Raw genomic sequence first — 26,622 nt, forward strand, 5'->3', positions numbered from 1 at the left:
ATCGACCACGAACTGGTCCATCGCGATGCGACCTACCACCGGATGCTGGCCCGAGCCCACACTCACCGTTGCGGTATTGGAAGCGAGCCGGGGAACCCCATCGGCGTAGCCGAGTGCAACAAGCGCGAGAGTCGTCGGGTTCGTCGTGTGGTAGCTGTATCCGTAGGAAACCCCTGCGCCCGCCTCGGTTGGCTTCACCGCGATCACCTCGCCGACGAGAGTCATGACCGCGGTGGTCTCTGCAGCGAGGCCGTAGGCCTCGGCTCCGAGAAGCGGGCGTACGGAGTCGACAGTCATGATCCTTGAGCGTTTGAGGTGCGCAACAGATTCTTCCTGCGATGGCGAAACCCGGATTGCGGCCGCACCCACCGCAAGTGCGAGCGGGGCCAGAGCTATCAGACCATGCCCGTACGCGTCGGCGCGGGCATCCCACACACAGTCCCCGTGCTTTGCGACAAAGCTCGCCACGTTCCGCTCGAATGCATCACGGTCGATGCGCGCCTCGCGTCGGAGGGAGAGCAAGGCCTATTCGGCTGCCGAAGTCTCGAGCAGGCGGGCCGACTCGTCGTGCCAGTTGAGTGCGGTCGGAAACAGCTTGTCCTTGAACTTTGCTCCGTGGTGAGCGCAGAACAACAAGTCACCGCTCGCGAGAGTCACCCGTACGTATGCTTGCGCTCCGCAACTGTCGCAGCGGTCCATCGCGGAGAGGGAGTAGTCCAGCTCGTCAACGGGGCTGTTCTCGGTGGCGATCTGGGCCATGGGCTGCTCCTTGCGTCGCTGGGCGAAATCTCGATGTGCTTAGTCAATACAAGCACGCTCGTCCGGCTGTGAGGTGTCAATTGCAAGGTATTTCGCTGTACGCGTAGTGATCCGGATGACTCGGCGCGGCTGCACCCCCGTCGCGGGTGTCGGAGCCGGTTGACGTCTGACGCCGCGGCTAGGCTCGCAATGCCTCCTGCCCCCAACCCAAAGGATCACCCATGTCGAGCGCTGACTACTCCGCGCGCCACCTCTCGGTTCTTGAGGGACTGGAGGCGGTGCGCAAGCGCCCCGGCATGTACGTGGGTTCCACCGATTCCCGCGGCCTCATGCACTGCCTGTGGGAGATCATCGACAACTCCGTCGACGAGGCACTCGGCGGGCACGGGGGAGAGATCTCCGTGATCCTGCACAAGGACAACAGCGTCGAGGTCAGGGACACCGCCCGCGGGATCCCGGTGGACATCGAGCCGAAGACCGGGCTCTCCGGAGTGGAGGTGGTCTTCACGAAGCTGCACGCCGGCGGAAAGTTCGGCAGCGGCTCGTATGCGGCCTCCGGGGGACTGCACGGCGTCGGCGCCTCCGTCGTCAACGCCCTCTCCGAACGTCTCGACGTCGAGGTCGACCGTGACGGCAAGACCTGGGCGATGTCGTTCCACCGCGGAGAGCCCGGCATCTTCACCGACCTCGGCGAGCCGACACCGAGTGCGGTGTTCACCCCGTTCGAGAGCCGCAGCGAGCTTCGGGTGGTCGGCAAGGTGGCGAAGGGAGTCACCGGCACGCGCGTTCGGTACTGGGCCGATCCGCAGATCTTCAGCCGCGGCACCACGTTCCAGACCGACGAGCTCGTCACACGCGCGCGGCAGACCGCCTTCCTCGTGCGCGGCCTGGGAATCGATATCCGAGATGAGCGCGGCGAAGAGCCGACGCGGGAGACCTTCCGCTTCGAGGGTGGCATCGCCGAATACGTGGACTTCCTCGCCCCGGACACCGCCCTCACCGACACCTGGCGCATGAGCGGAGCCGGCACCTTCACCGAGACGGTGCCCGTGCTGGACGACAAGGGCCACATGGTGGCGACCGAGCTCTCGCGCGAGTGCGAGGTGGACATCGCGCTGCGCTGGGGCACCGGATACGACACGGTGTTCCGCAGCTACGTCAACATCATTGCGACCCCGAAGGGCGGAACGCATCAGGCCGGCTTCGAGGCGGGGATGCTCAAGTTCCTGCGCTCCCAGGTGGAGCAGAACGCCCGCCGGTTGAAGGTGGGCACGGGAGCGAACAGCGTCGAGAAGATCGAGAAGGACGACATCCTGGCCGGCCTCACCGCCGTGCTCACCGTGAGGCTGCCCGAACCGCAGTTCGAGGGGCAGACCAAGGAGATCCTCGGCACCCCGGCGGTGCGCAACATCGTGGCGAACGTGGTCGCGAAGACGATGTCCGAACGGTTCGGGTCGAGCAAGCGAGACGACAAGACCCAGTCCGCCCTCGTGCTCGACAAGATCGTGGCCGAGATGAAGTCGCGCATCTCCGCGCGCGCCCACAAGGAGACCCAGCGCCGCAAGAACGCGCTCGAGAACTCGTCCCTTCCCGCGAAGCTCGTGGACTGCCGGTCCAACGACGTCGCCAACAGCGAGCTGTTCATCGTGGAGGGCGACTCCGCCCTCGGCACGGCCAAGCTCGCGCGCGACAGCGAGTACCAGGCCCTCCTGCCGATCCGCGGCAAGATTCTCAACGTGCAGAAGGCCTCCGTCTCCGACATGCTGTCGAACTCGGAGTGCGCGTCGATCATCCAGGTGATCGGAGCCGGATCCGGCCGCAGCTTCGACCTCGCGTCCGCCCGCTACGGCAAGGTCATCATCATGAGCGACGCGGATGTCGACGGCGCGCACATCCGCACCCTGCTGCTCACACTGTTCTTCCGCTACATGCCGGACATGATCCGCGACGGCAGGGTCTACGCGGCGGTGCCGCCGCTGCACCGGGTGATCGTGATGAACCCCGGCACCAAGCCGAACGAGACCCTGTACACCTACTCCGAAGCCGAGTTGAACGGCGTGCTGGCCGGGCTCAAGCGCACCAACAAGCGCTATCAGGACCCCATCCAGCGCTACAAGGGCCTCGGCGAGATGGATGCCGACCAGCTCGCGAACACCACGATGGACCGCAAGCACCGCACGCTTCGCCGGGTGCAGATCACGGATGCCGTGAACGCCGAGCGGGTCTTCGAGCTGCTGATGGGCAACGACGTCGCCCCGCGCAAGGACTTCATCATCGCCGGCTCGGACGCGCTCTCCCGCGAGCGCATCGACGTCTAGGGCTTCGGCGCGGTGGCCCGCACCGCCCAGGCGCGCGCGAGCAGGTCGATGGACCCGTCGGCCGAGATCGGCAGTCGATCGCGGACGAGCTCGCGCAGGCGGGCCCGCGTCGGCTCGTCGAGAGACATGGCGTACGCGGGGGCCACGCCCTGACCGCCGAGGAACGGCCGCCAGTAGTCGTCGAAGCCGGCGAACGGCGTGCGGATGTCGATGGCCGTGACGTCGACGCCCTCGAGCGAGGCGCTCGCGAAGAGGGCCGACAGGGCCTCCGGACGGGCCAGAGGGAAGCGCGCGGCCTCGTCGAGACTCTCGGCCCCCGGATCGAGTTCGGCGACCGCCTCCCAGAAGTGCCGCATCAGGTCCATCCGTCCCGCGTATTCCCAGACGTACGCGGCGATGGTGCCGCCGGCGGTCGTGACTCGGCGCGCCTCCGCGAGAGCGGCCGCGGGATCCGGCACGAAGTTCAACACGAGTCCGGAGACCACGACGTCGACCGCCGCGTCCCCGAGGGGGATGTCGTCGGCGCCCCCGCGCTGCAGCACCGCGCGCCCCTCGAGGGTGCGCCTGGCGGTCTCGAGGAATCCCTCCGACGGTTCCACGCCATGAACCGATGCCGGCGACGCGAGTTCGAGGATCGTGGTGCTCAGGGCTCCGGTGCCGCAGCCGACGTCGAGCCAGCGGCGCCCGGGCGGCAGGCCTAGCCAGGCGAGGAACTCCGGGGCGACGAGGCGGCTCCACCGTCCGACGTAGTTCTCGTAGGCATCGCCGTGCTGCCAGGGATCCATCACCCCATCATGCTCCTCGCCGGCTCGCACGGCGAGAGAGGAGGCGGTAGGCCACCCCCACCAGGATCACACCCACGCCGACCACGATTCCCGCGGCGGGCAGAGTGACCACGAGGGTGAGGCAGGCGAGGGCGCCGACCACCTGAACGGCCCGGGGGTAGCGCCTCTGCTCCCGCGGCTGGCTGAGGGCCGCGAGGTTGGCCACGAAGTAGTAGAGCAGCACGCCGAACGACGAGAACCCGATGGCCCCGCGGAGGTCGATCGTGAGTACGAGGGTGACGACGACGACCGCGATCGCCACCTCGGCGCGGTGCGGCACGCGAAAGCGCGGATGCACGGCCGCGAGCCACCGGGGCAGGTCGCCCTCGCGGGCCATGGCCAGGCTCGTGCGGCCGATCCCGGCGATGAGGGCGAGCAGGGCGCCGAGCGAGGCCGCCGCCGCGCCGACCCGCACCAGGGGGCCGGCCCACGCCCATCCGCTCGCCCGCACGGTGTCGGCAAGCGGCGCGGTCGACGCGGCGACGCCCGTGGCGCCGAGGGCGCCCAGGACCGTCACGGCGATGACGCCGTAGACGACGACCGTGATGGCGAGGGCGATCGTGATGGCCAGGGGGATCGTTCGAGACGGGTCGCGCACCTCCTCGCCCATGGTCGCGATGCGGGCGTAGCCGGCGAAGGCGAAGAACAGCAGCCCGGCCGACTGGAGGATGCCGTACCCGCCGTGCGAGAGGAGGGCGCCTCCCGACCAGTCGCCTGCTCCCGGCGTCACGCTTGCCCCTGCCGCGACGACGACCGCGAGCGCGAGCAGCGAGATCACGACGATGATCCTCGTGACGAGGGCGGTGCGGGTGACGCCCACGTAGTTGACGGCGGCGAGACCGACGACGGCGGCGACGGCGACGGGGCGTTCCCAGCCGGCCGGCGCGGCGTACGCGGCGAAGGTGAGCGCCATGGCGGCGCAGCTCGCGATCTTGCCGATGACGAAGCTCCAGCCGGCGAGAAATCCCCACCAGGGCCCGAGCCGTTCCCGGCCGTAGACGTAGGTGCCGCCGGACGAGGGATACACGGCGGCCAGCTGAGCCGAGGAGGTGGCGTTGCAGAAGGCCACGATGGCGGCCACGACCAGCCCGATGAGGAGGCCGCTGCCGGCCGCGCGCGCCGCCGGGGTGAAGGCGGCGAAGACCCCGGCGCCGATCATCGACCCGAGGCCGATGAAGACCGCGTCGGACAGGCCGAGGCGGCGGGACAGGGAAGGCTGGGAGGTCACTCGCGAAGCCTAGGATACCCGAGTATCGAGAGGGTGACCTCTAGGCTCCAAGCGTGACCATCTTCCACATCGCCCACGCCGTCGACTGGGCGGCCGCGCTGCGGGATGGCGCCTACCGCGTGTCGAGCCGCGGCGCGACTCTCGAGTCGACCGGGTTCATCCACGCCTCGACCGAGGCGCAACTCGGGGGCGTCGCGACACGGTTCTATGCGGATGATCCCGAGCCCCTCGTCGTGCTCGAGATCGACGAGGCCGCCGCCCGTTCGTCCGGCGTCGAGGTGAGGCTCGAGGACGGCGGCGGCGAACTCTTCCCCCACGTCTACGGGCCGATCCTTCCCGCCTTTGTCACCCGGGTATCGGCGGCCCGTTTCGACTCCGACGGGCGGTTCGTTGTGGAGGACGCCGCGGTCTGAGCGCTGCGCCGTCACGCGGGCCTCTCTCGCGGAGGGAGTCGTGCCCGGCGGCGGCGGGGAAATGTCCTCGCGGAGGGAGTCGTAACCCTCGCCGCGACGCCGCATCTCCCGCCGCGAGAAGTGGCAGCGGATCCTCCGGGCGGGGACTCAGGCTCGGGCCGCCACCGGTTCGAACACGACCACCGCGGTCGGGCTCCGCCTCACCCCACCCGTTCATTGCCATGGTCACCAGGTTCGGGCCGTCCTCCAGGTAGCCGACGATCACCGACGTCTCCTGACCGCTTCGGCGACCCGTCGTGGTCAGCCACAGCGTTCCCCAGCGCTCGGGCCTGGCCGCCCACAGGCCGCGACGGCCGCCGGTGATCCGAAACTCGGCTCGGTGGCCCTCCAGAAGAGCTTGATGAACCATCGCGGCTGAAGACGCGGGGGACGCTCGGTCACTTCCGGTCTGCCACCGGGGATGGTCAAGGGTTCATCCTTTCGCCAGGGAGGCGTCCGTCGTCACACGCGCGCACTCACGAATGAAGCTGTTGCGCGCGACTGTACAACCGCCGCCAGCACCCCGACGTGACCTTCGTCCCGGCGGAGGGAAAGGCGGCCCGGGTCGGTCCCGCCCCACCTCGCCGCTGCGGCTTAAGCTGACCTCGTGCTCCACCCGAACAGTCGCGCCGCCAAGGCGGCCCGTCGCCGCAAGCGGCGCATGGCCCTGGTCGAGCACGATCTCACGCCGGCTCAATGGGCGACGCTCCAGCGGCTCTGGGGCGGCTGCGCATACTGCGGGGCGAGCGACCGTCCGTTGCAGCGGGACTGCGTGCAGCCGATCTCTCGGGGCGGTCGCTACACGATCGACAACATCGTTCCGGCCTGCGGGGCGTGCAACGCGAGCAAGAGCAACGACGAGGTGACGAGCTGGATGCGGCGGAAGAAGCTGGACGAGCGCCGCTTCCTCGGGCGGTTCGTGGAGGTGCGCGCCGCGCTGGCGGCGGCCGACGAGTTCGTCGTCGACGACGCTCCCGGGTAGGCGCACGGCCCCTGGTTCTCGCGGCGGGAATTGTGCCCGACCTCGGCGGGAAAAAGTACTCGCGGAGGGAGTCGTAACCCCCGCCGCCGAGCGGCATCTCCCGCCGCGAGCGGGCGGAAGCCGCTGCCGCTTCGCTACTCGACGGCCGCCGCGTCGGGCGCGAGAGAGGTGCCGATGGAGCCGATGACGCCGTCGAGCGGCGTGCCGGACGCGTCCCGCTTCGCCCCGGCATCCGGGAGCGCGCGCACAGAGCCGTCTGCGCCGACTGCGAGGGCGGGGGAGGGGCCGGCCCAGGCGGCGAAGAGCACGTCTTCGCCCTTGAGGAAGGAGTGCGCCCGCACGCCGCCGGTCGCCCGGCCCTTGCCGGGGAACTCGGAGAGCAGCGATACCTTCGCGCGCCCCGGGTCGGTGCCGGCGATTGTCGATGTGCTGCCCGACACGGTGGCGACGACGGGATCGGCGGACGGATCGATCGCACCGAAGAAGACCACCTCGGCCTTGGCGCCGAGGTTGATGCCCGCCATGCCCCCGGCCGTGCGGCCCTGGGGACGCACGGCGGAGGCCGGGAAGTGCAGCAGCTGGGCGTCCGAGGTGATGAAGAGCAGCTCATCCGACTCCCCGGACTGTCTGACCCCCACGACCTGGTCGCCCGGCTTGAGGGCGATGACCTCGAAGTCGGGCCGGTTCGGGTAGTCGCCGGGGGCGAGACGCTTCACGACGCCCTGGCGGGTGCCGATCGCGATCGGCTGCTCCGAGGTGAGGGAGACGAGGGCAAGCACGCGCTCCCGCTTGCCGTCGATGGCGAGATAGTCGGCGATGCGCACCCCGGCGGCGAGTTGCACGGAGTTCTCCGGCACCACCGGCAGGTCGACGGGGGTGAGGCGGATCAGCCGGCCGAGCGAGGTGATGGCCCCGATCTCTGCGCGGCTCGTGGTGACGATGGAGGAGAGGATCGCGTCGTGCTTGCTTCGCCTCGCGGCCCGGGGCGGGGCATCCGATGGGCTGTCCGGCAGGTCGACGCGGATGGCGCGGCCGGTCGTGGAGAGCAGCACCAGGCAGGGCGTGTCCGCGATCTCCAACACGGGGGCCGACCGCGAGCTTGACGATGTCGCGACGCTGGGGCGGGCCTCGGTGAGCAGGGTGCGCCTCGGGGTGCCGAACTGCTCGGCCACCTGCTCCAGCTCGTCGGACACGAGCTGACGCACCCGCTGCGGCACCGAGAGCAGCTCCTCCAGCACGGCGATGGCGGCCATCAGCTCGTCACGCTCGGCCTCAAGCTCGATCCGGGAGAACTTGGTCAGTCGGCGCAGCCGGAGCTCGAGGATGTATTCGGCCTGGATCTGGCTGAGGTCGAACACGTCGATGAGGCGGGTGCGAGCCTCCTCCGAGTCATCGCTGGTGCGGATCACCTGGATCACCTCGTCGATGTCGAGGATCGCGACGAGGAGACCCTCCACGAGGTGCAGGCGGTCCTTCTTGCGCGCGAGGCGGAACTGGCTGCGCCGGGTGACCACCGAGATGCGATGGTCGATGTACACCTGCAGCAGCTCGCGCAGGCCGAGCGTCTTCGGGCCGCCGTCGACGAGCGCCACGTTGTTGATGTTGAACGAGTCCTCGAGCGGCGTGTAGCGGAACAGCTGCTCCAGCACGGCATCCGGGCTGAACCCCGTCTTGATGCCCACGACCAGCCGCGTTCCGTGCAGGCGGTCGGTGAGGTCGGTGACGTCGGAGATGCCACTGAGCTTCTTCGAGTTGACGCCGTCCTTGATCTTCTCGATCACCTTCTCTGCGCCGACCATGTACGGCAGCTCGGTGATCACGAGACCCACCTTGCGGGCCGTGAGGTTCTCCACGGAGACTCGGGCGCGGGTACGGAAGCTGCCCCGGCCGGTCTCGTAGGCGTCCCGGATGCCCGCGAGGCCGATGATCGTGCCCCCGGTGGGCAGGTCGGGGCCCGGCACGAACGACATGAGGTCGTCGAGCGAGGCGTTCGGGTTGTCGATGAGGTGCCGGGCGGCGCCCACGACCTCGATCAGGTTGTGCGGTGCCATGTTCGTGGCCATGCCGACCGCGATGCCGGACGCGCCGTTCACCAGCAGGTTGGGGAAGGCGGAGGGAAGAACCTCGGGCTGGGTCAGCTGGTTGTCATAGTTGGGAACGAAGTCGACGACGTCCTCGTCGAGGTTCTCAGTCATCGCCATCGCGGCCGGGGCGAGCCTCGCCTCGGTATAACGGGCGGCGGCCGGGCCGTCGTCGAGGGATCCGAAGTTGCCGTGCCCGTCGATCAGGGGCACGCGCAGGATGAAACTCTGGGCGAGCCGCACCATGGCGTCGTAGATCGAGGCGTCGCCGTGCGGGTGGAGCTTGCCCATCACCTCGCCGGTGACGCGGGCCGACTTCACGTGTCCGCGGTCCGGGCGAAGGCCCATTTCAGTCATCTGGTAGAGGATGCGGCGCTGCACCGGCTTGAGGCCGTCCCTGGCGTCCGGAAGGGCGCGGGAGTAGATGACCGAGTACGCGTACTCGAGGAACGAGCCCTCCATCTCGGCGGACACGTCGACGGTGTCGATTCGTTCGCCGGCGGGCTGTGCGGTGGGGATTTCGGGAGTAGTCATAGGATTGCCCCCATGTTACCGGCCACGAAATCGCACCGGTTTAGCCTTGCCGATGTCGTGCCAAGTTGCATGAAATCCCTCGCGGGCGAGCCGAACGTCCTCGACCTCCCGGGCGTCGACTCGGCGATCGTGCTGCTCGTGGACGGCCTCGGGGCGTCGGTTCTCAAGGCCCGTGCCGGCCACTCGCGCACCCTCGCCCCGCTGCTCTCGCCGTCGAGCACGATCGGCGCCCGGTTTCCGACGACCACGGCGTCGGCCCTCGCCACGCTCACGACGGGGGAGGCGCCCGGTGTTCACGGTCTCGTCGGCTACACCGTGCTCGACGCGGCGAACGACCGCGTCGTCAACCAGCTCAGCGGCTGGGACGACCGCCTCGACCCCGAGACCTGGCAACGAGTGCCCACCCTGTTCGAGCGGGCCCGGGATCGCGGGGTGCAGTCGTTCGCGATCGGCACGGAACGCTATCGCTCGTCCGGCTTCACCCGGGCGGTGCTGCGGGGAGCGGAGTACCGCGGCGGCGCGACGATGACGGATCGCTTCGAGGAGGCCAGGCGCGTTCTCGACTCGGGGGACCGGGCACTGCTCTACGTCTACGTTCCCGAGCTCGACCAGGCGGCGCATTCGCACGGCTGGCAGTCGCCCCTGTGGAACTCGGTGCTGGAGGAGCTCGACTCGACGGTGCGTACCTTCGCCGCCGACCTCGGCTCCCGTGAGGGCCTCGTGCTCACCGCGGACCACGGCGTGCTCGACGTGCCGCAGAGCTCCCACATCCTGTTCGACACCGACCCGGGCCTCGTGGACGGCATCCGCTTCGTCGCGGGCGAGCCGCGCGCGCTGCAGCTGCACTTCGAACCGGACGCGAGCGCCGCGCACCGTCAGGCCGTGCTCGAGCGGTGGCGGGCGGCGGAGGGCAGCCGATCGTGGATAGTCTCCCGCGACGAGGCGATCTCGTCCGGCTGGTTCGGACCCCGGGTCGACCCGGAGGTCGTGCCGCGGATCGGGGACCTCATCGTCGCGGCTCGCAAGGGCGTTGCCTACTACGACTCTCGGCCGGCCGCCCAACACGGTCGATCCATGGTCGGCCAGCACGGGTCGTGGTCGCCCGACGAGACATCCATCCCGCTGTTGCGGTTCGGGGCCTTCGCTACCCGGGTTAGCGGCCGCTAGGGCGTCGAATCAGTGATCTTCGTCCGAGCGTGCGCCGAAGACGATCTCGTCCCAGCTGGGCATGGTGGCCCGGCCCTTCTTCGCGGACTTCGGATGCAGCACCGTCGGCTGCGGTGCCGTGTCGCGGGACGAATCGTCGTCGTCGAAGTCCAGCGGGATGTCGACGAGGCGGATTCCGCCGCCGGACGGGTGCGAGGCCTTGACGTCGTCCTCTTCCGGGAAGTTGGCGAGCTCGCGCTCTCCACGCCGACGCCGGAGCGCCTCGAGGAGATCGGCGGTCTGGTTCGACTCGGACTCCTCGGCCGCCGGCGCCCGGTTGATCGCGGCATCCGACACGGCGGCCGGTGCGTCGTCCAGGCGCCCATAGGACACCGGCTCGAGGTAGGCCACGGGCTCGGGGCGGGCGAGGTCGTTGTCGGTGAATGCGCCGCTGTCGAAGCGGGACTGGTCCGGCCGGCGTTCCTCGTCGTTCACGGCCCGCAGCCGCGGCACGAGGGGACTCACCATCTCGCCCTGCTGGGAGAGTGCGACGGCCTCGCTGTTGAGCGGGGCGAGAGCGGACTTCTTGGGGTCGAAGCGCCAGCGGGCGTCGTGATCGATCTGCTCGGCGGTGAAGGCGAGCTTGACGACCCAGCCGCTGCCCACCTCCTTCCAACTCGCCCAGCGCTCGTTGATCGCGCCGAGGTCGTAGAGGCGTTCGCGAATCACGGTGCCGAAGGTCGAGCCTTCGCCGAGCGGATCGGTCTCCATGGCGGTGTGCACGGGCACGGCGAGGGCGGAGGTCACGACGTACTCGCGTTCGGCGAGCACCGGGCCCTCGAACTTCTGGATGTAGTCGAGCGGCACTCCGGTGATGGAGGCCACGTCCTGCGCGGACATCCCCGACCGGATGTGGGCCTGGATCTCCTTCGGCGCGAGCTTGCGCCCCACGCCGGGTTCGTGAATCGTCTGGCGGAGCTTCGACTGCAGCACCTCGTCGATCGCTACCCGAAAACGGGTCCCCTCATGGGACGCGACGAGGAGTGCGCCGTTCTCCACTCCGATAACTTTCAGGTCTTGCATGCTGAACGCCTCTCGCGGTCACTGGTTCTCATAGGGTGTCACGCCCAACCCCGATTTCGCGGGAATATACCGGGCGTGCCGGAAGTTCAACAGGCGTCGGATTCACGGCCTTTTTGCAGTGGTTTGCTATTCGCGAGCCGATGATGCAAACTGTGGCCGCCGATTGAGATCAATTGACGCATAAAGAAGTGGATGGGCATGGCAACCGACTACGACGCACCTCGTAAGACCGACGACGACTCCGAGTCGATCGAGGCTCTTAAAGAGCGCGTTCCGGACAAAATGTCAGGTGTCGTTGACGTCGACGACGCCGACAACCCTGGCGGGTTCGAGCTCCCAGGAGCCGACCTTTCAGACCTCGACCTCGACGTCGTCGTGCTACCTCCCCAGGCAGATGAGTTCACCTGTGTGAACTGCTTCCTCGTGAAGCACCGCTCGCAACTCGATCATGAAGAGAAGCTCGGTCCGATCTGCCAGGAGTGCGCGGCCTAGGGCAGTAACTGTTCAGGGAAGTACTTGTTTTAGGAACGTAACTGTTGGGCCTTGGCTTCGGCCAGGGCCCTTATCAGTTCCCCCGGTCGGCGAGTCGAGACCAGCCAATAGGGGGTGGGATCGTTCGCGTCGTTCACCTGCACGGTGACCACGGGCGAGACCCAGCCTCGAATCAGGAGCCAGGCCCTGGCATCCAGTCTCTGCCCGCGCTCGAGCGTGGCCTCCTCGCCCTCGAATCCCCTGGCCTCTCCCGCGAAGGCCAGCGGCAGTGTCGCGCGTCCGGCGGAGAGGTGTTCGTTCGTGACCTCGATCACCGGGGAGGTCGCCACGAGAACGACCACACAGGCGGCGTACAGCGCGATGGAGACGATCACCCCGACGAAGAGGTTGATCGGCAAGAAGACCAGCAGACTCGCCGGGATCACGAGCGCGGTGGAGATGAACACCCAGGGTGAAGCCCAGAGGCGTTCGCGGTAAATCGTCATGGGGCTATTCGATCAGACTTTGCTGTGCCCGCCTGCCCTGCTGGCCCCGGCGCGTTCTGCACTACCCTCGTGACGTGGCTGAAACTGTGGAGATACTCATCGTCGCCGACACCCTTCCGGGATACGCGCACCCGGGGGATGCGGGCGCCGACCTGTCGGCGGCCGAGGCGGTGTCCCTCGAACCCGGTGAGAGGGCGACGGTGGGTACCGGCGTCTCGATCGCCCTGCCCGACGGCTACGTCGCCTTCGTCGTGCCGCGCAGCGGGCTCGCGTCCAAGCACGGCATCACGATCGTGAACAGTCCGGGAACCGTCGACGCCGGATATCGCGGCGAGATCAGGGTCACCCTGCTGAACACTGACAGATCGGTGCCGTATTCTGTCGCAGTCGGTGACCGGATCGCGCAACTCGTGATCATGCCGGTGACCAAGGCCCGTTTCGTGCCGGTCGATGAGCTTCCCGGAAGCCATCGAGGAGATTCGGGCTTCGGCTCGACCGGTTACCGCGTCAAGACCCAAGGAGACGGCTCGTGAGCGACATCAGTTCAGCAGAAATCGAAGGCGGCGAAGAGCAGCCCAAGTCCGCTCCTGCCGATCGCGCGACCGAAGGCCCGCTTGACGAGGCCGAGGCCAACCCGGTTCGTCCGTATGTCGACCTCGGCGGAGTGAAGATCCTCCCCCGCGAGGGACTGCAGCTGCGCCTCGAGGTGGAGGAGGGAAGCCAGCGCGTCGTCGCCGTCGGACTGGACTTCGCGGGGTCGACGCTGCAGGTGCAGCCGTTTGCCGCGCCCCGCACCACGGGACTCTGGCACGAGATCCGCGAACAGATCACCGAGCAGATCGCCAAGCAGGGGGGCAAGACCACCCTCACGGTCGGGCCGTTCGGCCCCGAACTGCTCGCCGAGATCCCGGCCGCGACGGCCGGCCAGCCCAACTCGACCAGGCTCGCGCGCTTCATCGGCGTGGACGGACCCCGCTGGTTCCTGCGCGGAGTGATCGCCGGCGAGGGTGCGGTGGACGCCGAGGCGGCCGCCAAGATCGAGGAACTCTTCCGCAGCGTCGTGGTGGTGCGAGGCAAGACGCCGATGCCGCCTCGCGACTTGATTCCCCTGCACATGCCCAAGAGCGCGGCGACGGCAGAGGACCACCAGGCGTCGACGCTCTGATGTCCGCTCAGGGCGACGGCGAGGACCAGAGGGAGACCGAGGTCCCGAGCTTTCGGCAGAGCGTCGGCGACGCCCTGCGCAAGACCGGCCTCGGCCAGGTGACGCCGGGGGAGGTGCCGACCGCCCGGTCGCTCCTCACGGCGATCGGCGGTGTTCGCGGGCTCGTCGAATCGATCCTGCCGGGCCTCGGCTTCCTCGTCATCTACACCCTCACGAAGAACGTGACCCTCGCGGTGCTGGTTCCCGTGGCTCTCGCCGTGGTCTTCGTTGCCGTGCGTCTCCTCTCCCGCAGCCCGGTCTCCCAGGCGCTCGCGGGCATCATCGGCATCGGCATTTCGGCGGCCCTGGCGTTGCTGTCCGGTCGCGCGGAGCAGAACTTCCTGCCGGGCATCATCATCAACGTGGTGAGCGTCGCCGTGCTTCTCGTGAGCATCGCGGTGCGCTGGCCTCTCATCGGAGTGATCGTCGGGTTCCTCACCAACGAGGGTTTCGAGTGGCGGCAGAACAGGGCGAAGCGGCGGGTGCTCTACCTCGCCACCTGGCTCTGGGCCGGTCTGTTCGGCCTGCGCCTCGTCGTGGAGCTCCCGCTCTACTGGTCGGGCAACGTGGAATGGCTCGCGGCGATGAAGCTCCTTCTCGGCGTGCCGCTCTACGCCGGGCTGCTCTGGGTCACCTGGCTCCTCGTGCGGGCCGTCTACGCGAAGGCCGGGGCGCAAAGCGCCGAGTGAGACGATCGACGAGTCGCGGCGGTGCTGATCGCCGATCACGTGTACTATTTATCTTGATATCAAGATAGTTTTGCACCGAGCACCCTCGCTGAACGTACCGCCGAGACTTAGGCTTGCCTTGCTGGCAGGCGGTCTGGTCGAAAGCAAGGATTGGCACCGGTAGCAGGCAGGGCTCAGTAAGGGAGACGCGCAATGTCGCAGGTCAACAGTTTCGGTTCGAAAGACACCCTCGCGGTCGGTTCGACCGAGTATCAGGTGTTCCGTGTCGACCGGGTCCCCGGCTACGAGAAGCTGCCGTTCAGCCTCAAGGTGCTGCTCGAGAACCTCCTCCGCACCGAAGACGGGGCGAACGTCACCCGCTCCCAGATCGAGGCCCTCGGATCCTGGGTACCCACCGCCGAGCCGGACACCGAGATCCAGTTCACGCCCGCCCGTGTCGTGATGCAGGACTTCACCGGCGTTCCCTGCATCGTCGACCTTGCCACGATGCGCGAGGCCGTGGCGGCGCTCGGCGGCGACCCGAAGAAGATCAACCCGCTCGCCCCCGCCGAGATGGTGATCGACCACTCGGTGATCGCCGACCTCTTCGGCACCGAGAACGCCTTCGAGCGCAACGTCGAGATCGAGTACGAGCGCAACGGCGAGCGCTACCAGTTTCTGCGCTGGGGCCAGACGGCGTTCGACGACTTCAAGGTCGTGCCGCCGGGAACCGGCATCGTGCACCAGGTGAACATCGAGTACCTGGCCCGCGTCACCATGACCCGCGAGGTCGACGGCGTGCTGCAGGCCTACCCGGACACCTGCGTCGGCACCGACTCGCACACCACCATGGTCAATGGCCTGGGCGTGCTCGGCTGGGGCGTCGGCGGCATCGAGGCCGAGGCCGCCATGCTGGGCCAGCCCGTCTCCATGCTCATCCCTAAGGTCGTCGGCTTCAAGCTGGCCGGCACCATCCCCACCGGCGTCACCGCCACGGATGTCGTGCTCACCATCACGCAGATGTTGCGCAAGCACGGGGTGGTCGGCAAATTCGTGGAGTTCTACGGCGCCGGAGTGGCCGCCGTGCCGCTCGCCAACCGGGCGACCATCGGCAACATGAGCCCCGAGTTCGGCTCGACCGCCGCGATGTTCCCGATCGACGACGTCACCCTCGACTACCTGCGCCTCACCGGCCGCAGCGAGGAGCAGGTCGCCCTCGTCGAGGCGTACGCCAAGCTTCAGACCCTGTGGCACGATGCCGACACCGAGCCGGTCTTCAGCGAGTACCTCGAGCTGGACCTGGGAACGGTCGTGCCATCGATCGCCGGACCCAAGCGTCCCCAGGACCGCGTCGAGCTCAGCCGCGCGAAGACCCAGTTCGAGCTCGACCTCGGTGCGTACGCCGAGACCGGCCACTCGGAGATGGACGCCGCCCTCGAGGGCACGTTCCCGGCATCCGATCCGGTCGGATTCACCTCGCAGGACGAGGAGACGGCGCACCGCCACGCCGGCAACGGCAACACCAGCCCGAGCCCGTCGCACGCGTCGAAGCCCTCCGAGGTCACCCTGCACAACGGTGACCACTTCACGCTCGACCACGGCGCGGTGGCGATCGCGGCGATCACCTCGTGCACCAACACCTCGAACCCCTCGGTGATGCTCGCGGCGGGCCTCCTCGCCCGCAACGCGAGCAAGAAGGGCCTCAAGTCCAAGCCGTGGGTGAAGACCACCCTCGCGCCGGGCTCCAAGGTCGTCACCGACTACTACGAGAAGGCGGGCCTCAACGGCTACCTCGAGGACCTCGGCTTCTATCTGGTCGGCTACGGCTGCACCACCTGCATCGGCAACTCCGGCCCGCTCGAGGAGGAGATCTCCAAGGCGGTTCAGGACAACGACCTCGCCGTGACCGCGGTGCTCTCGGGCAACCGCAACTTCGAGGGCCGCATCAACCCCGACGTGAAGATGAACTACCTCGCGAGCCCGCCGCTCGTGATCGCGTACGCCCTCGCCGGCTCGATGAACTTCGACTTCGAGGTCGACTCGCTCGGCAAGGACACCGAGGGCAACGACGTCTTCCTCAAGGACATCTGGCCGGATGCCGCCGAGGTTCAGGCGACCATCGACTCCTCCATCGACACCGAGATGTTCACCCACGAGTACGCGGGCGTCTTCGACGGCGACGAGCGCTGGCGTTCGCTGCCCACCCCCACCGGGTCGACCTTCGAGTGGGACGAGAACTCCACCTACGTGCGCAAGCCCCCGTACTTCGACGGAATGACGATGGAGACCACCCCGGTCTCCGACATCGTGGGCGCGCGCGTCCTGGCCAAGCTCGCCGACTCCGTCACGACCGACCACATCAGCCCCGCCGGCAACATCAAGGCGGACAGCCCGGCCGGCAAGTACCTCGACGAGCACGGCATCGACCGCAAGGACTACAACTCCTACGGGTCGCGCCGAGGCAACCACGAGGTGATGATCCGCGGCACGTTCGCGAACATCCGCCTGCGCAACCAGCTGCTCGACGGCGTTGAGGGCGGCTACACCCGCGACTTCACCCAGCCGGATGCCCCGCAGTCGTTCATCTACGACGCGAGCCAGAACTACCAGGCCGCCGGCACGCCGCTGGTGATCTTCGCCGGCAAGGAATACGGATCGGGCTCCTCGCGCGACTGGGCGGCGAAGGGAACGAGCCTGCTCGGCGTGAAGGCAGTCATCACCGAGAGCTTCGAGCGCATTCACCGCTCGAACCTCATCGGAATGGGCGTCGTTCCGCTGCAGTTCCCGGCCGGCGAGAGCTGGGCGAGCCTCGGCCTCGATGGCACCGAGATCGTCAGCATCTCGGGACTCGAGGAGCTCAACTCCGGCACCACACCCAAGACCGTGCACGTGAGCGCCACGCCGAGCGAGCACTCGCCGGCGGGCAAGCAGACCGTGGAATTCGATGCGGTCGTGCGCATCGACACCCCGGGTGAAGCCGACTACTACCGCAACGGGGGCATCCTCCAGTACGTTTTGAGGTCGCTGGTTTAGGCTGGCCGGATGAGCCTTCTCGAGAGCATCCACGGTCCCCGAGACCTGGATGCGTTGAGCACGGAACAACTCGTCGAACTGGCCGCCGAGATCAGGGCATTCCTCATCACGGAGGTCTCCAAGACCGGTGGCCACCTGGGCCCCAACCTCGGCGTCGTCGAGTTGACGATGGCTGTTCATTCGGTGTTCGATTCGCCGAATGACGCCATCGTCTTCGACACCGGTCACCAGTCCTACGTGCACAAGCTGCTCACCGGTCGGCAGGACTTCTCGCGCCTCCGGGAGCGGGGAGGACTCGCGGGCTATCCGCAGCGTTCGGAGTCCGTGCACGACATCGTGGAGAGTTCCCACGCCTCCAGCTCGCTCAGTTGGGCCGACGGCATCTCCCGCGCCTTCCAGATGACGGGTCAGAAGGATCGTCACGTCGTCGCGATCGTCGGCGACGGCGCCCTCACCGGCGGGATGACGTGGGAGGCTCTCAACAACATCAGCGACGACAACAGCCGCAACCTCGTGATCATCGTGAACGACAACGGCCGCTCGTACGCGCCCACCATCGGCGGCATGGCCCGGTTCCTCAACGACGTGCGCACCCGCCGCTCGTACCGGGACCTCTACGTCTCAAGCCGCAGGCTCTTCGACCGCTTCGGCAAGCCCGGCCAGGCCATCTACCGCGGGGTGCGCGGGGGACTGCACGGCTTCCTCAGCCGGTTCTCCAACAACGAGGCGCTGTACTCCAACCTCGATATCAAGTACATCGGTCCGGTGCACGGCCACGACATCCATGCCCTGCAGGAGGCCCTCCGGCAGGCCAAGAACTATGGCGCGCCGGTGATCGTGCACGCGATCACGCAGAAGGGCAAGGGCTACCAGCCCGCGATTCTCGACGCCGCCGACCAGTTCCACGCCGTCGGCCACATCGACCCGGAGACGGGCGAGCCCATCGGCGGCAGCGACCGGCCGTCCTGGACCTCGGTGTTCTCCGAGGAGATCGTCAGGCTCGCGGATGCCGATCCGACCATCGTGGGGATCACCGCCGCCATGCTGCGGCCGACCGGGCTCGACAAGCTGGCCGCCAAGTATCCGGACCGCGTCTTCGACGTCGGCATCGCCGAGCAGCACGCCGTCACCTCCGCGGCCGGGCTCGCCTTCGGCGGCCTGCACCCGGTGGTCGCGCTCTACGCGACCTTCATCAACCGGGCATTCGACCAGGTGCTCATGGATGTGGCCCTGCACAAGGCGGGGGTCACCTTCGTGCTCGACCGCGCCGGAGTGACCGGTCCTGACGGGCCGAGCCACCACGGCATGTGGGACCTCGCCATCCTGCAGGTGATCCCTAACATCAGGCTGAGCGCACCCCGGGACGCGACGCGTCTTCGCGAGGAACTCGGCGAGGCGGTGGCGGTGACGGATGCGCCGACCGTCGTGCGGTTCTCGAAGGGAAACGTCGGCAACGAGTTCGAAGCGGTGCGCCGCACCGCCGACGGGGTGGACGTGCTCGTGGAGGCGGCCCATCGGGACGTGCTGATCGTGACAGTCGGCCCGATGGCGGAGCTGGGCCTGCAGGTGGCCGAGCGGCTTGCCGCGCAAGGGATCGGCGCCACGGTGATCGACCCTCGCTGGGTCGTGCCGGTTCCCCGCAGCGTGGTCGATCTCGCCGCGGAACACCGTCTGGTCGTGACGATCGAGGACGGCATCCGGGTCGGCGGAATCGGCACCCGGATCCGCCAGGACCTGCGCGAGGCGGGGGTCGACACGGCCCTCAACGAGCTCGGACTGCCCGACGAGTTCCTCGAGCACGGTTCCCGGGCCGAGATTCTCGAGGAGGTGGGCCTCACCCCGCAGCGCATCGCCCGCGACGTGGTGGCCCAGGTGCTCGGCAGCAAGATCCCCGTGGCACGCCCGCTTCCCGACTCGGTCGAGGAGCAACGGCGGCTCGGTTCTGACCGCTCCAACTGATCCCGGTTTGACTTAGAGTGCGCTCTAAGTTCTAGCCTTGGGGCATGACGGTAACCGAATCGACCCACTCGATCTCCGAGGCCGCGGAACTCACCGGACTCTCCACCCACACGCTGCGCTACTACGAGCGCACCGGCCTCATGCTCACGCCGGTCGATCGCGCGTCGTCGACCCATCGGCGCTACTCGGAGGCCGACGTGCGCTGGGTGGGCTTCCTCACCAAGCTGCGGTCGACCGGGCTGCCGATCGCCCGCGTGCGGCGGTACGTGGAACTCGTGCGCGCCGGTGAGTCGACTGTCCCCGACCGACTCGAACTCCTGCTCATCCATCGCATCAACGTCGCGGCTCAGCTCGACGAGATGACCAACAGCCTGGCCGCGATCGATTTCAAGATCGCGACCTATCAGGGAAGGACCCCCACGGAATGAAGAAGATCACCCTCGGAACCAACGGCCTCGAAGTGGGCCGCATAGGACTCGGCTGCATGGGCATGTCCGCGTTCTACAGCGGCGCCGGGCAGGACGACGCCGGATCCACCGCCACCATCCACCGGGCGATCGACCTCGGAGTCACCTTCTTCGACACCGCCGAGATGTACGGGCCGTACATCAACGAGGAACTCGTCGGCGCGGCACTGGCCGGTCGCCGGGACCAGATCGTGATCGCGACCAAGTTCGGCACCATCCTGCACCGGGGCGACGGCAGCCGCGGACTGGACGGCAGCCGCGAGAACGTGCGCATCGCGGTCGAGGGGTCTCTCACGCGGCTCGGCACCGACTACATCGACCTCTACTACCAGCACCGCATGGACCCGGGCACCCCGATCGAGGAGACCGTCGGAGCCCTGGCGGAGCTGATCGCCGAGGGCAAGATCCGCGGCTACGGGCTGTCGGAGGCGGCGCCGGCCACCATTCGCCGGGCCCACGCCGTTCACCCGGTCACCGCGCTGCAGACGGAGTACTCGCTGTGGAGCCGCGACCCCGAGGCGGAGATCCTGCCGGTGGTGCGCGAGCTGGGCATCGGATTCGTGCCATACTCGCCGCTGGGCCGGGGCTTCCTCACCGGAACGATCCGCTCGCTCGACCAGCTCGAGGAGACCGACTTCCGCCGCACCAACCCGCGGTTTGCCGGCGACAATCTCGAGGCGAACATCCGCATCGTGGAGCAGGTGGATGCCGTGGCAGCCGAACTCGGAGCCAAGCCCGGCCAGGTCGCGCTCGCCTGGCTCCTGGCGCAGGGCGACGACATCGCGCCCATCCCCGGCACGAAGCGGGTGTCCTACCTCGAGGAGAATGTGGCGGCGGATGCCCTGGAGCTCTCGGCCGATCAGCTCGCGGCCCTCGACGCCGTCGCCGCCCCGGTCGGCGACCGCTACGCCGACATGACCCCGGTCAACCGCTAGCCCCGCTCCACTTTCCGATATCCATGCATTCCTCGCCGCCGATCGGCGTGTCGGCGCCAACACGCCCGGGTCGGTGAGCGATTGCATGGATTTCGGAAAGTGGAATGCCTCGGTGACTTCTCCTCCACAGCGCGCCCGCCGCGGCCGCGACCGACGGATGATCGGGAAGGGCGCGGTGGACGACTGGCGCGTCCGCACACTGGTTCGATGCGCTCACTATCTGAGGTCGTCCGTCGGGGCGGCGGCGTGCTGTCGACTGCGGAACTCCTCGCGTACGGCGCGTCGAGTCACGCCTTGACTGCGGCGGTGCGAGGTGGGGTGCTGCTCCGCCCCCGCCAGGGTTGGTACGCGCTGCCGGGCACACGCGAGGATTTTGTTCGCGCCCTCCGGGTGGGCGGGCGTCTGGCCTCGGTGTCGGCCGCGGCATCGTACGGCCTCGCTGTACCCCACGATTTTCCCCTCCACGTGCACGTCGTGCACGAGTCGAGCCGCCTGAGAACTGAACGTGACCGCTATCTGCGGTTGAGCGATGCCGTGGGGGAGACCACGGTCATCCATCGCGGTCGGGTAGCGGTGCCCACCCTCGCGACACGACTGCGGGTGGGACTGCTCGACTGCCTGCTCCAGGTGGCGACGACGGAGTCCGAAGAGGATGCGGTCGCCTGCCTGGACTCAGCAATACGACGTGGGCTTCTCGGCCCGGAGGGTCTCGAATGGCTGCGCAAACACCTGCCCGCGCGGCGGCTGTGCATCCTCGATCGCGCCGATGGAAAGAGCGACAGCTATCCGGAGAGCATTTGCCGATGCAGGCTGGCGACGGCCGGAATCGCAGCCAGGCTTCAGGTTCCCGTGTTGGGCGAGCGATGGATTGACCTTCTCATCGGGGACTGTCTCGCCATCGAGGTGGATGGCGCAGGCAAGTACACCCAAGACATGACGCCCGCCGAGGTTGCGAAGACGATGAATGCCGATCGTCTGCGCGACGCGTTTCTCGAGGCGCTCGGCTACCACGTGATCCGGATCAGCTACTTCATGGTCATGTTCGACTGGCCGGCCACCCTGAGCATGATCCAGGCCGTGATCGAGCGTGGCGGGCACCTGTCCCGTCCCACCCGCTGAGGCATCCGCCGTTCCCCCGCACCCCCGCTCGGCCAAGCGCGACGGGTCCCTCCGCTTCCGAAATCCATGCAATCCTTCACCGACCTCGGCGTGCCGGCGTCGACACGCCGAGCGACGGCGAAGAATGCATGGATTTCGGAAGGTGGAGGCGGAAGGTGGAGGCGGAGGTGGAGGCGGGGAGCGGTGCTACTCGGCGCCGCGGATGGGCGGGTGGTGGAAGGTGTCCGCGAAGACCCGCTCCGACGCCCCGACCCGGTCGAGGTACGGCGTCGCGCCGCCCATCTGGAACGGGTAGCCGGCCCCGAGGATGAGGCAGAGGTCGATGTCCTCCGGTGCGGCAACGACGTTCGACTCGAGCATCCGATGGATCTCGTCCGCCAGCCCGTCCTCGATGCGCGTCTGCAGTTCCACCGCCGTCATCGGGGTCGTGCCACCGGCCACGATGTCGCGGGCCTTCTTGTCGATGCCCTTCACCTTGCCCTTGGCGTCCCGCTCGAAGATGTGCCCGAGTTCCGCCAGCCTGTGCAGGTTCTGGCTCTCGAAGAACCTGTCGGGGAACGCCGCGTGATGCGTGTCGAGTACGTGCGCTCCCACCTTGAGCCCCACGAGTTCGAGAAGCTGGAACGGGGTCATTGGAAGCCCGAACGGTTTCGTCGACTCCTCCACGACCTCGAACGGCGTGCCGGTGTCCACCGCGTGCATCGCCTCGCCGAGAACCTTGGCGAGGATGCGGTTGACGACGAAACCGGGAGTGTCCGTCGTGATGACCGCGTTCTTGTAGAGCTTGGCGGCGGTCACCATGGCCGTGCTGAGCGTCGCGTCGTCCGTGCTCGGCGCCTTGACGACCTCGAGGAGCGACATCACGGCCACCGGGTTGAAGAAGTGGAACCCGACGAGGCGCTCCGGGTGCTCGAGCTTCGCGCCGATCTGCTCGACCGAGAGCGACGAGGTGTTGGTGGCGAGCACCGCGGTCTCGGAGATGTACTTCTCGACGTCCGCGAACACCTGCTGCTTCACCTCGAGCTCCTCGAACACCGCCTCGATGACCCAGTCGCAGTCGGCGAATTCGGCCTTGTCCGTGGTGCCGCTGACGAGCGCCTTCAGCCGATTCGCCTCATCCGGTGAGATGCGCTTCTTACCGAGGAGGGTGTCGATCTCGTTGTGGATGTACTCCACCCCCTTGTCGACGCGAGCCTGGTCGAGGTCGGTGATGATTACCGGCACCTTGAGGCGACGCACGAAGAGCAGGGCGAATTGGCTGGCCATGAGGCCGGCACCGATCACGCCCACCTTGGTGACCGGACCGGCGAGCGCCTTGTCCGGGGCGCCGGCGGGGCGCTTGGCGCGCTTCTGCACCAGGTTGAAGGCGTAGATGCTCGCCTGGAACTGGTCCCCGGAGACGAGGTCGGCGAGGGCCTCGTCCTCGGCGGCGAATCCGGTGGCCTTGTCGGTGTTCTTGGCCGCCTTGATGAGGTCGAGGGCGGCGTACGGCGACTTGGCGACCGTGCCGATCTTGCTCTCGAGCGACTTGCGCGCGATGCCGATGGCGACATCCCACTTGACCGCTCGCTCGATCTTGCCCGGCTCGTTCGGCCGCTTGACCTTGATCTCGCCGGAGAGCACGCCGTCGGCCCAGGCGATCGAGTCCTCGAGAAAGTTCACCGAGTCGAAGATCGCGTCCGCGATGCCGAGATCGAAGGCGTCCTGGCCCTTGAGCATGCGGTTCTTGAGCGGGTTCTCGACGATCACCTTGAGTGCGTTCTCGATCCCGATGAGGTTGGGCAGGAGCCACGCACCGCCCCAGCCGGGAATCATGCCGAGGGAGACCTCGGGCAGCGCGATTCCGGCGACCGTGCGGTCGACGGTGCGGTAGTCCGCGTTGAGCCCGATCTCGAGCCCCCCGCCGAGCGCCAGGCCGTTGATGAACACGAACGACGGCACGCCCAGGTCGCCGAGGGCGCCGAGCGCCTGATGGCCGAGCTGGGCGAGGTGCTTCGCCGTGGCCCGGTCGGGGATGTCGCCGACCTTGCTCAGGTCGGCGCCCGCCGCGAGGATGAACGGCTTGCCGGTGACCGCGACGGCCGCGATCTCGCCGGCCGCCGCACGATCCTTCAGCACGGCGAGAGTCTCGCCGTACTCGAGGAGGGTGAGCGGGCCCAGGGTGCTCGGGCGGGTGTGGTCGCGGCCGTTGTCGAGGGTGATGAGCGCGAGTGTCTTTCCGCCCGAGAGGGGAACGTCGCGCACGAACGAGTGCGTGACAACCTCGTCCTGCGACAGGGCCCGGAGGTCGTCGAACTGCGCCATTACTTCTTCTTCTTTCCGTTGTAGAACGGGTTCTCCCAGATGACCGAGCCGCCCTGGCCGAGACCGATGCACATGGCGGTGAGGCCGTAGCGCACATCCGGTCGCTCGGCGAACTGGGCAGCGAGCTGGATCATGAGTCGAACGCCGGAGGACGCGAGCGGGTGGCCGATCGCGATCGCGCCGCCCCACTGGTTGACCCGGGGGTCTTCGTCGTCGATGCCGAAGTGGTCGAGCAGCGAGAGCACCTGAACCGCGAACGCCTCGTTGAGCTCGAACAGCCCGATGTCGGTGATGTCGAGTCCGGCCTTCTTCAGGGCCTTCTCGGTGGACGGCACCGGGCCGATGCCCATGATCTCCGGCTCGACGCCGGCGAACGCGAAGCTCACGAGCTTCATCTTGGCCGACAGGCCGAGTTCCTTCGCGGCCGCCTCGCTTGCGAGCAGGCTGATGGTCGCACCGTCGTTGAGCCCGGACGAGTTGCCGGCCGTGACCCGGCCGTGCGGTCGGAACGGCGTCTTGAGGGCGGCGAGGCCCTCCATGGTGGTGCCGGGGCGAAGGGCCTCGTCGCGGGTGGCGAGTCCCCAGCCGTTGTCGCCCCGGGTGGCGACGGGAATGAGGTCGGGCTGGATCTTGCCGGCCTCGTAGGCCGCCGCGGCCTTCTGCTGGCTGCGCATGGCGTAGTTGTCCGCCCGCTCCTTGGTGAGCTGCGGGAAGCGGTCGTGGATCCGCTCGGCGGTGGAGCCCATGTTGAGGGCCTCCTCGCTCACGAGCTTCTCGGCGAGGAATCGGGGGTTCGGGTCGGCCCCGAAGCCCATCGGATGGCGCCCCATGTGTTCGACTCCGCCGGCGAGGGCGAGGTCGTAGGCTCCGAAGGCGATTCCGCCGGCGAGGGTGGTGACCGAGGTCATCGCACCGGCGCACATGCGGTCGATCGCGAAACCGGGCACGGACTTGGGCAGTCCGGCGAGGAGGGCCGCGGTGCGTCCGAGGGTGAGACCCTGGTCGCCCTGCTGGGTCGTGGCCGCGATGGCGACGTCGTCGATCCGATCCTTGGGAACGTCGGGGTTGCGGTCGAGCAAGCCGACCATCGCCTTCACAACCAGGTCATCCGCCCGGGTGTTCCAGTACATTCCCTTTTCGCCGGCGCGTCCGAACGGGGTGCGAACCCCATCCACGAACACAACTTCATGTCTCTCGGCCACTATGCCTCCACTGTCTTGGGTCTCTTTCGATCCTAGGCTGGCCGATTTTTCGACAGGAATCGTTTGCTTGTTCCTACGAATCCGATTCGTCAGTCTGGAGAGGAGTTTGGTTGGCTTCGACAAAGGCATCGAGAACTACCTGTGCAATTGCGTCAATTTGCCAGGGTCGTGCGCCGAGGTCCACGAGCCGATCCTGCACGGCGGCGAGGTCCAGCGGCGACGGCGGGGCCCAGGCGAGGCGGCGCAGCAGTTCGGGGGTGAGAAGGTTCTCGACGGGGATGCTGAGATCGCTCGACGCCTCGGTCACCGCGGCGCGGGCCGTCTTGAGGCGTTTGTCCGCCTCCGGGTTGCGATCCGACCAGATCCTGGGCGGTGGCATCGTCTCGCCAGGCACCCGAAGCGCGGGGAGGTCGTCGGTGATCCGGCCCGCCTCGATGGCCGCCCACCACCGGGACAGTTCGGATCGGCTGGCCCGGCCATTGAATTCCCGCATCGCCGCGAGGGCCTGCTTCGATTCGGGCATGGCCTTCGCCGCTGCGATGAGCGACGAGTCCGGCACGAGTCGACCCGGGGCGATGTCGGTCTCCCTGGCGAACGCGTCGCGTGCCTCCCAGAGTTCCCGGGCGACGGCGAGGTTGCGCGGCCCCCGCACGGTGTGCAGCCCGGAGAGCCGGCGCCAGCCCTCGCCCTTGGACGGCTTGGCCTCCCGGGTGAGCACCGCGGCGAACTCCTGGGTGGCGATCGCGGTCTTGCCTGCCTCGTCGAGCAGGCCGGCCATGGCGTCCCGCAGATCGACGAGGAGCTCCACGTCGAGAGCGGCGTAGACGAGCCAGGACTGGGGGAGAGGCCGGGTCGACCAGTCGGCCGCCGAGTGCTCCTTGGCGAGATGGATGCCGAGGAGCTCGTCGACCACAGTGCCGAGTCCCACCCGGGGCAGTCCCGCGAGGCGGGCGCCGAGCTCGGTGTCGAAGATGTGCGTGGGGTCGAGTCCCACCTCGCGCAGGCAGGCGAGATCCTGGCTCGCGGCGTGCAGCACCCACTCCTCGCCGGCGATCACGTCGTTGAGCTCGGCGAAGTCCCCGATGGCCGGCGGGTCGAAGAGGAACACCCCGGCGCCGCGGCGGAACACCTGGATCAGGTAGGCGCGCTGCGAGTATCGGAACCCGGATGCCCGCTCGGCATCGATGGCGATCGGCCCGTGGCCGGCCGCGATCGCCTCGACCGCGCGCAGGTATTCTTCGCGGGATTCGATCGCGGAGACCAGTGCGTGCGCGGCCTGTTCGACCACCACGGTCTCGGGCGGGGTGGGGTCGTTTTCGGTGTCACTCACGTGCAGCTCGACGCGCC

At 68.1% G+C, this 26,622-nt stretch carries 23 protein-coding genes; 13 read left to right on the plus strand and 10 right to left on the minus strand.

Translation table 11 applies throughout. The features are described 5' to 3' along the window. The coding region (locus ACHZD8_RS01420; RefSeq protein ID WP_394768320.1) for an alanine racemase at positions 1 to 297 on the minus strand (297 nt) is incomplete at its 3' end. A gap of 228 nt (positions 298 to 525) precedes the next feature. After that, on the minus strand, positions 526 to 759 hold the full coding sequence (locus tag ACHZD8_RS01425) for a hypothetical protein (protein ID WP_394768321.1): 234 nt from the start codon (positions 757 to 759) through the stop codon (positions 526 to 528). A gap of 221 nt (positions 760 to 980) precedes the next feature. Between ACHZD8_RS01425 and ACHZD8_RS01430 the strand changes: the two genes are divergently transcribed. Continuing rightward, on the plus strand, positions 981 to 3,077 hold the full coding sequence (locus ACHZD8_RS01430) for a type IIA DNA topoisomerase subunit B (protein ID WP_394768322.1): 2,097 nt from the start codon (positions 981 to 983) through the stop codon (positions 3,075 to 3,077). Here ACHZD8_RS01430 and ACHZD8_RS01435 read toward each other — a convergent pair. Continuing rightward, positions 3,074 to 3,862, minus strand: a complete 789-nt coding sequence (locus ACHZD8_RS01435; RefSeq protein WP_394768323.1) for a class I SAM-dependent methyltransferase — start codon at positions 3,860 to 3,862, stop codon at positions 3,074 to 3,076. The genes ACHZD8_RS01430 and ACHZD8_RS01435 overlap by 4 nt on opposite strands. A gap of 7 nt (positions 3,863 to 3,869) precedes the next feature. Next, positions 3,870 to 5,129 carry an APC family permease gene (locus ACHZD8_RS01440; RefSeq protein ID WP_394768324.1) on the minus strand — a complete coding sequence of 420 codons (1,260 nt, stop codon included), beginning with the start codon at positions 5,127 to 5,129 and terminating at the stop codon, positions 3,870 to 3,872. Positions 5,130 to 5,182: 53 nt separating this feature from the next. On the opposite strand from ACHZD8_RS01440, the gene ACHZD8_RS01445 reads away from it, so the two are divergent. Next, positions 5,183 to 5,542, plus strand: a complete 360-nt coding sequence (locus ACHZD8_RS01445) for a DUF952 domain-containing protein (protein WP_394768325.1) — start codon at positions 5,183 to 5,185, stop codon at positions 5,540 to 5,542. A gap of 646 nt (positions 5,543 to 6,188) precedes the next feature. Further along, a complete protein-coding gene (locus ACHZD8_RS01450; protein WP_394768326.1) occupies positions 6,189 to 6,563 on the plus strand; it encodes an HNH endonuclease in 375 nt (124 codons plus the stop codon). A gap of 134 nt (positions 6,564 to 6,697) precedes the next feature. Here the strand turns inward: ACHZD8_RS01450 and ACHZD8_RS01455 are convergent, their stop codons facing one another. Next, entirely contained in the window at positions 6,698 to 9,178 is a 2,481-nt protein-coding gene (locus ACHZD8_RS01455; RefSeq protein ID WP_394768327.1) for a DNA topoisomerase (ATP-hydrolyzing) subunit A, read from the minus strand. A gap of 69 nt (positions 9,179 to 9,247) precedes the next feature. On the opposite strand from ACHZD8_RS01455, the gene ACHZD8_RS01460 reads away from it, so the two are divergent. After that, entirely contained in the window at positions 9,248 to 10,345 is a 1,098-nt protein-coding gene (locus tag ACHZD8_RS01460) for an alkaline phosphatase family protein (RefSeq protein WP_394768328.1), read from the plus strand. Positions 10,346 to 10,354: 9 nt separating this feature from the next. Here ACHZD8_RS01460 and sepH read toward each other — a convergent pair whose 3' ends face one another. Next, on the minus strand, positions 10,355 to 11,407 hold the full coding sequence (gene sepH, locus ACHZD8_RS01465; protein WP_394768330.1) for a septation protein SepH: 1,053 nt from the start codon (positions 11,405 to 11,407) through the stop codon (positions 10,355 to 10,357). Positions 11,408 to 11,605: 198 nt separating this feature from the next. Here sepH and ACHZD8_RS01470 point away from each other — a divergent pair, with 198 nt between their 5' ends. Then, the gene (locus ACHZD8_RS01470) at positions 11,606 to 11,899 is read left to right on the plus strand and encodes a DUF4193 domain-containing protein (RefSeq protein ID WP_147782392.1); all 294 of its coding nucleotides are present in this window, start codon (positions 11,606 to 11,608) and stop codon (positions 11,897 to 11,899) included. A gap of 29 nt (positions 11,900 to 11,928) precedes the next feature. On the opposite strand, the gene ACHZD8_RS01475 is transcribed toward ACHZD8_RS01470, so the two are convergent. Further along, on the minus strand, positions 11,929 to 12,384 hold the full coding sequence (locus tag ACHZD8_RS01475) for a DUF3093 domain-containing protein (RefSeq protein ID WP_394768331.1): 456 nt from the start codon (positions 12,382 to 12,384) through the stop codon (positions 11,929 to 11,931). A 74-nt stretch (positions 12,385 to 12,458) separates the two neighbouring features. Here ACHZD8_RS01475 and dut point away from each other — a divergent pair, with 74 nt between their 5' ends. From dut to ACHZD8_RS01515, 8 genes are all read left to right on the plus strand, one after another. After that, on the plus strand, positions 12,459 to 12,917 hold the full coding sequence (gene dut / locus ACHZD8_RS01480; protein WP_394768332.1) for a dUTP diphosphatase: 459 nt from the start codon (positions 12,459 to 12,461) through the stop codon (positions 12,915 to 12,917). Further along, positions 12,914 to 13,549 (plus strand): DUF3710 domain-containing protein, encoded by a 636-nt coding sequence (locus ACHZD8_RS01485; protein WP_394768334.1) that lies wholly within the window; start codon positions 12,914 to 12,916, stop codon positions 13,547 to 13,549. Before dut ends, ACHZD8_RS01485 begins: the two co-directional genes overlap by 4 nt. Further along, positions 13,549 to 14,277: a DUF3159 domain-containing protein gene (locus tag ACHZD8_RS01490; protein WP_394768335.1), complete on the plus strand. Its 729-nt coding sequence runs from the start codon at positions 13,549 to 13,551 to the stop codon at positions 14,275 to 14,277. The genes ACHZD8_RS01485 and ACHZD8_RS01490 overlap by 1 nt, the downstream gene beginning before the upstream one ends. 192 nt (positions 14,278 to 14,469) lie before the next feature. Then, positions 14,470 to 17,289, plus strand: coding sequence for an aconitate hydratase AcnA (gene acnA, locus ACHZD8_RS01495; RefSeq protein ID WP_394768336.1), 2,820 nt, complete (start codon positions 14,470 to 14,472; stop codon positions 17,287 to 17,289). A 9-nt stretch (positions 17,290 to 17,298) separates the two neighbouring features. Then, complete coding sequence (dxs, locus tag ACHZD8_RS01500) at positions 17,299 to 19,248, plus strand: 1-deoxy-D-xylulose-5-phosphate synthase (protein WP_394768337.1); 1,950 nt, start codon at positions 17,299 to 17,301, stop codon at positions 19,246 to 19,248. 44 nt (positions 19,249 to 19,292) lie between these two features. Then, positions 19,293 to 19,676 (plus strand): MerR family transcriptional regulator, encoded by a 384-nt coding sequence (locus ACHZD8_RS01505; protein ID WP_394768338.1) that lies wholly within the window; start codon positions 19,293 to 19,295, stop codon positions 19,674 to 19,676. Continuing rightward, positions 19,673 to 20,650: an aldo/keto reductase gene (locus tag ACHZD8_RS01510; RefSeq protein WP_394768339.1), complete on the plus strand. Its 978-nt coding sequence runs from the start codon at positions 19,673 to 19,675 to the stop codon at positions 20,648 to 20,650. The genes ACHZD8_RS01505 and ACHZD8_RS01510 overlap by 4 nt, the downstream gene beginning before the upstream one ends. A gap of 207 nt (positions 20,651 to 20,857) precedes the next feature. Next, entirely contained in the window at positions 20,858 to 21,769 is a 912-nt protein-coding gene (locus tag ACHZD8_RS01515; protein WP_394768340.1) for a type IV toxin-antitoxin system AbiEi family antitoxin domain-containing protein, read from the plus strand. 186 nt (positions 21,770 to 21,955) lie between these two features. Here the strand turns inward: ACHZD8_RS01515 and ACHZD8_RS01520 are convergent, their stop codons facing one another. The 3 genes from ACHZD8_RS01520 to ACHZD8_RS01530 all read right to left on the minus strand — a co-directional run bounded on the left by ACHZD8_RS01520 (position 21,956) and on the right by ACHZD8_RS01530 (position 26,563). Further along, positions 21,956 to 24,073 carry a 3-hydroxyacyl-CoA dehydrogenase NAD-binding domain-containing protein gene (locus tag ACHZD8_RS01520; RefSeq protein ID WP_394768341.1) on the minus strand — a complete coding sequence of 706 codons (2,118 nt, stop codon included), beginning with the start codon at positions 24,071 to 24,073 and terminating at the stop codon, positions 21,956 to 21,958. Next, positions 24,073 to 25,275: a thiolase family protein gene (locus ACHZD8_RS01525; protein ID WP_394768342.1), complete on the minus strand. Its 1,203-nt coding sequence runs from the start codon at positions 25,273 to 25,275 to the stop codon at positions 24,073 to 24,075. Before ACHZD8_RS01525 ends, ACHZD8_RS01520 begins: the two co-directional genes overlap by 1 nt. A 73-nt stretch (positions 25,276 to 25,348) precedes the next feature. Further along, positions 25,349 to 26,563 carry an HRDC domain-containing protein gene (locus ACHZD8_RS01530; protein WP_394768343.1) on the minus strand — a complete coding sequence of 405 codons (1,215 nt, stop codon included), beginning with the start codon at positions 26,561 to 26,563 and terminating at the stop codon, positions 25,349 to 25,351. Between the last annotated feature and the right edge of the window lie 59 nt (positions 26,564 to 26,622).

Origin of the sequence: Lacisediminihabitans sp. (assembly GCF_043726815.1) — a bacterium.
Classification (GTDB): Bacteria; Actinomycetota; Actinomycetes; order Actinomycetales; family Microbacteriaceae; genus Lacisediminihabitans.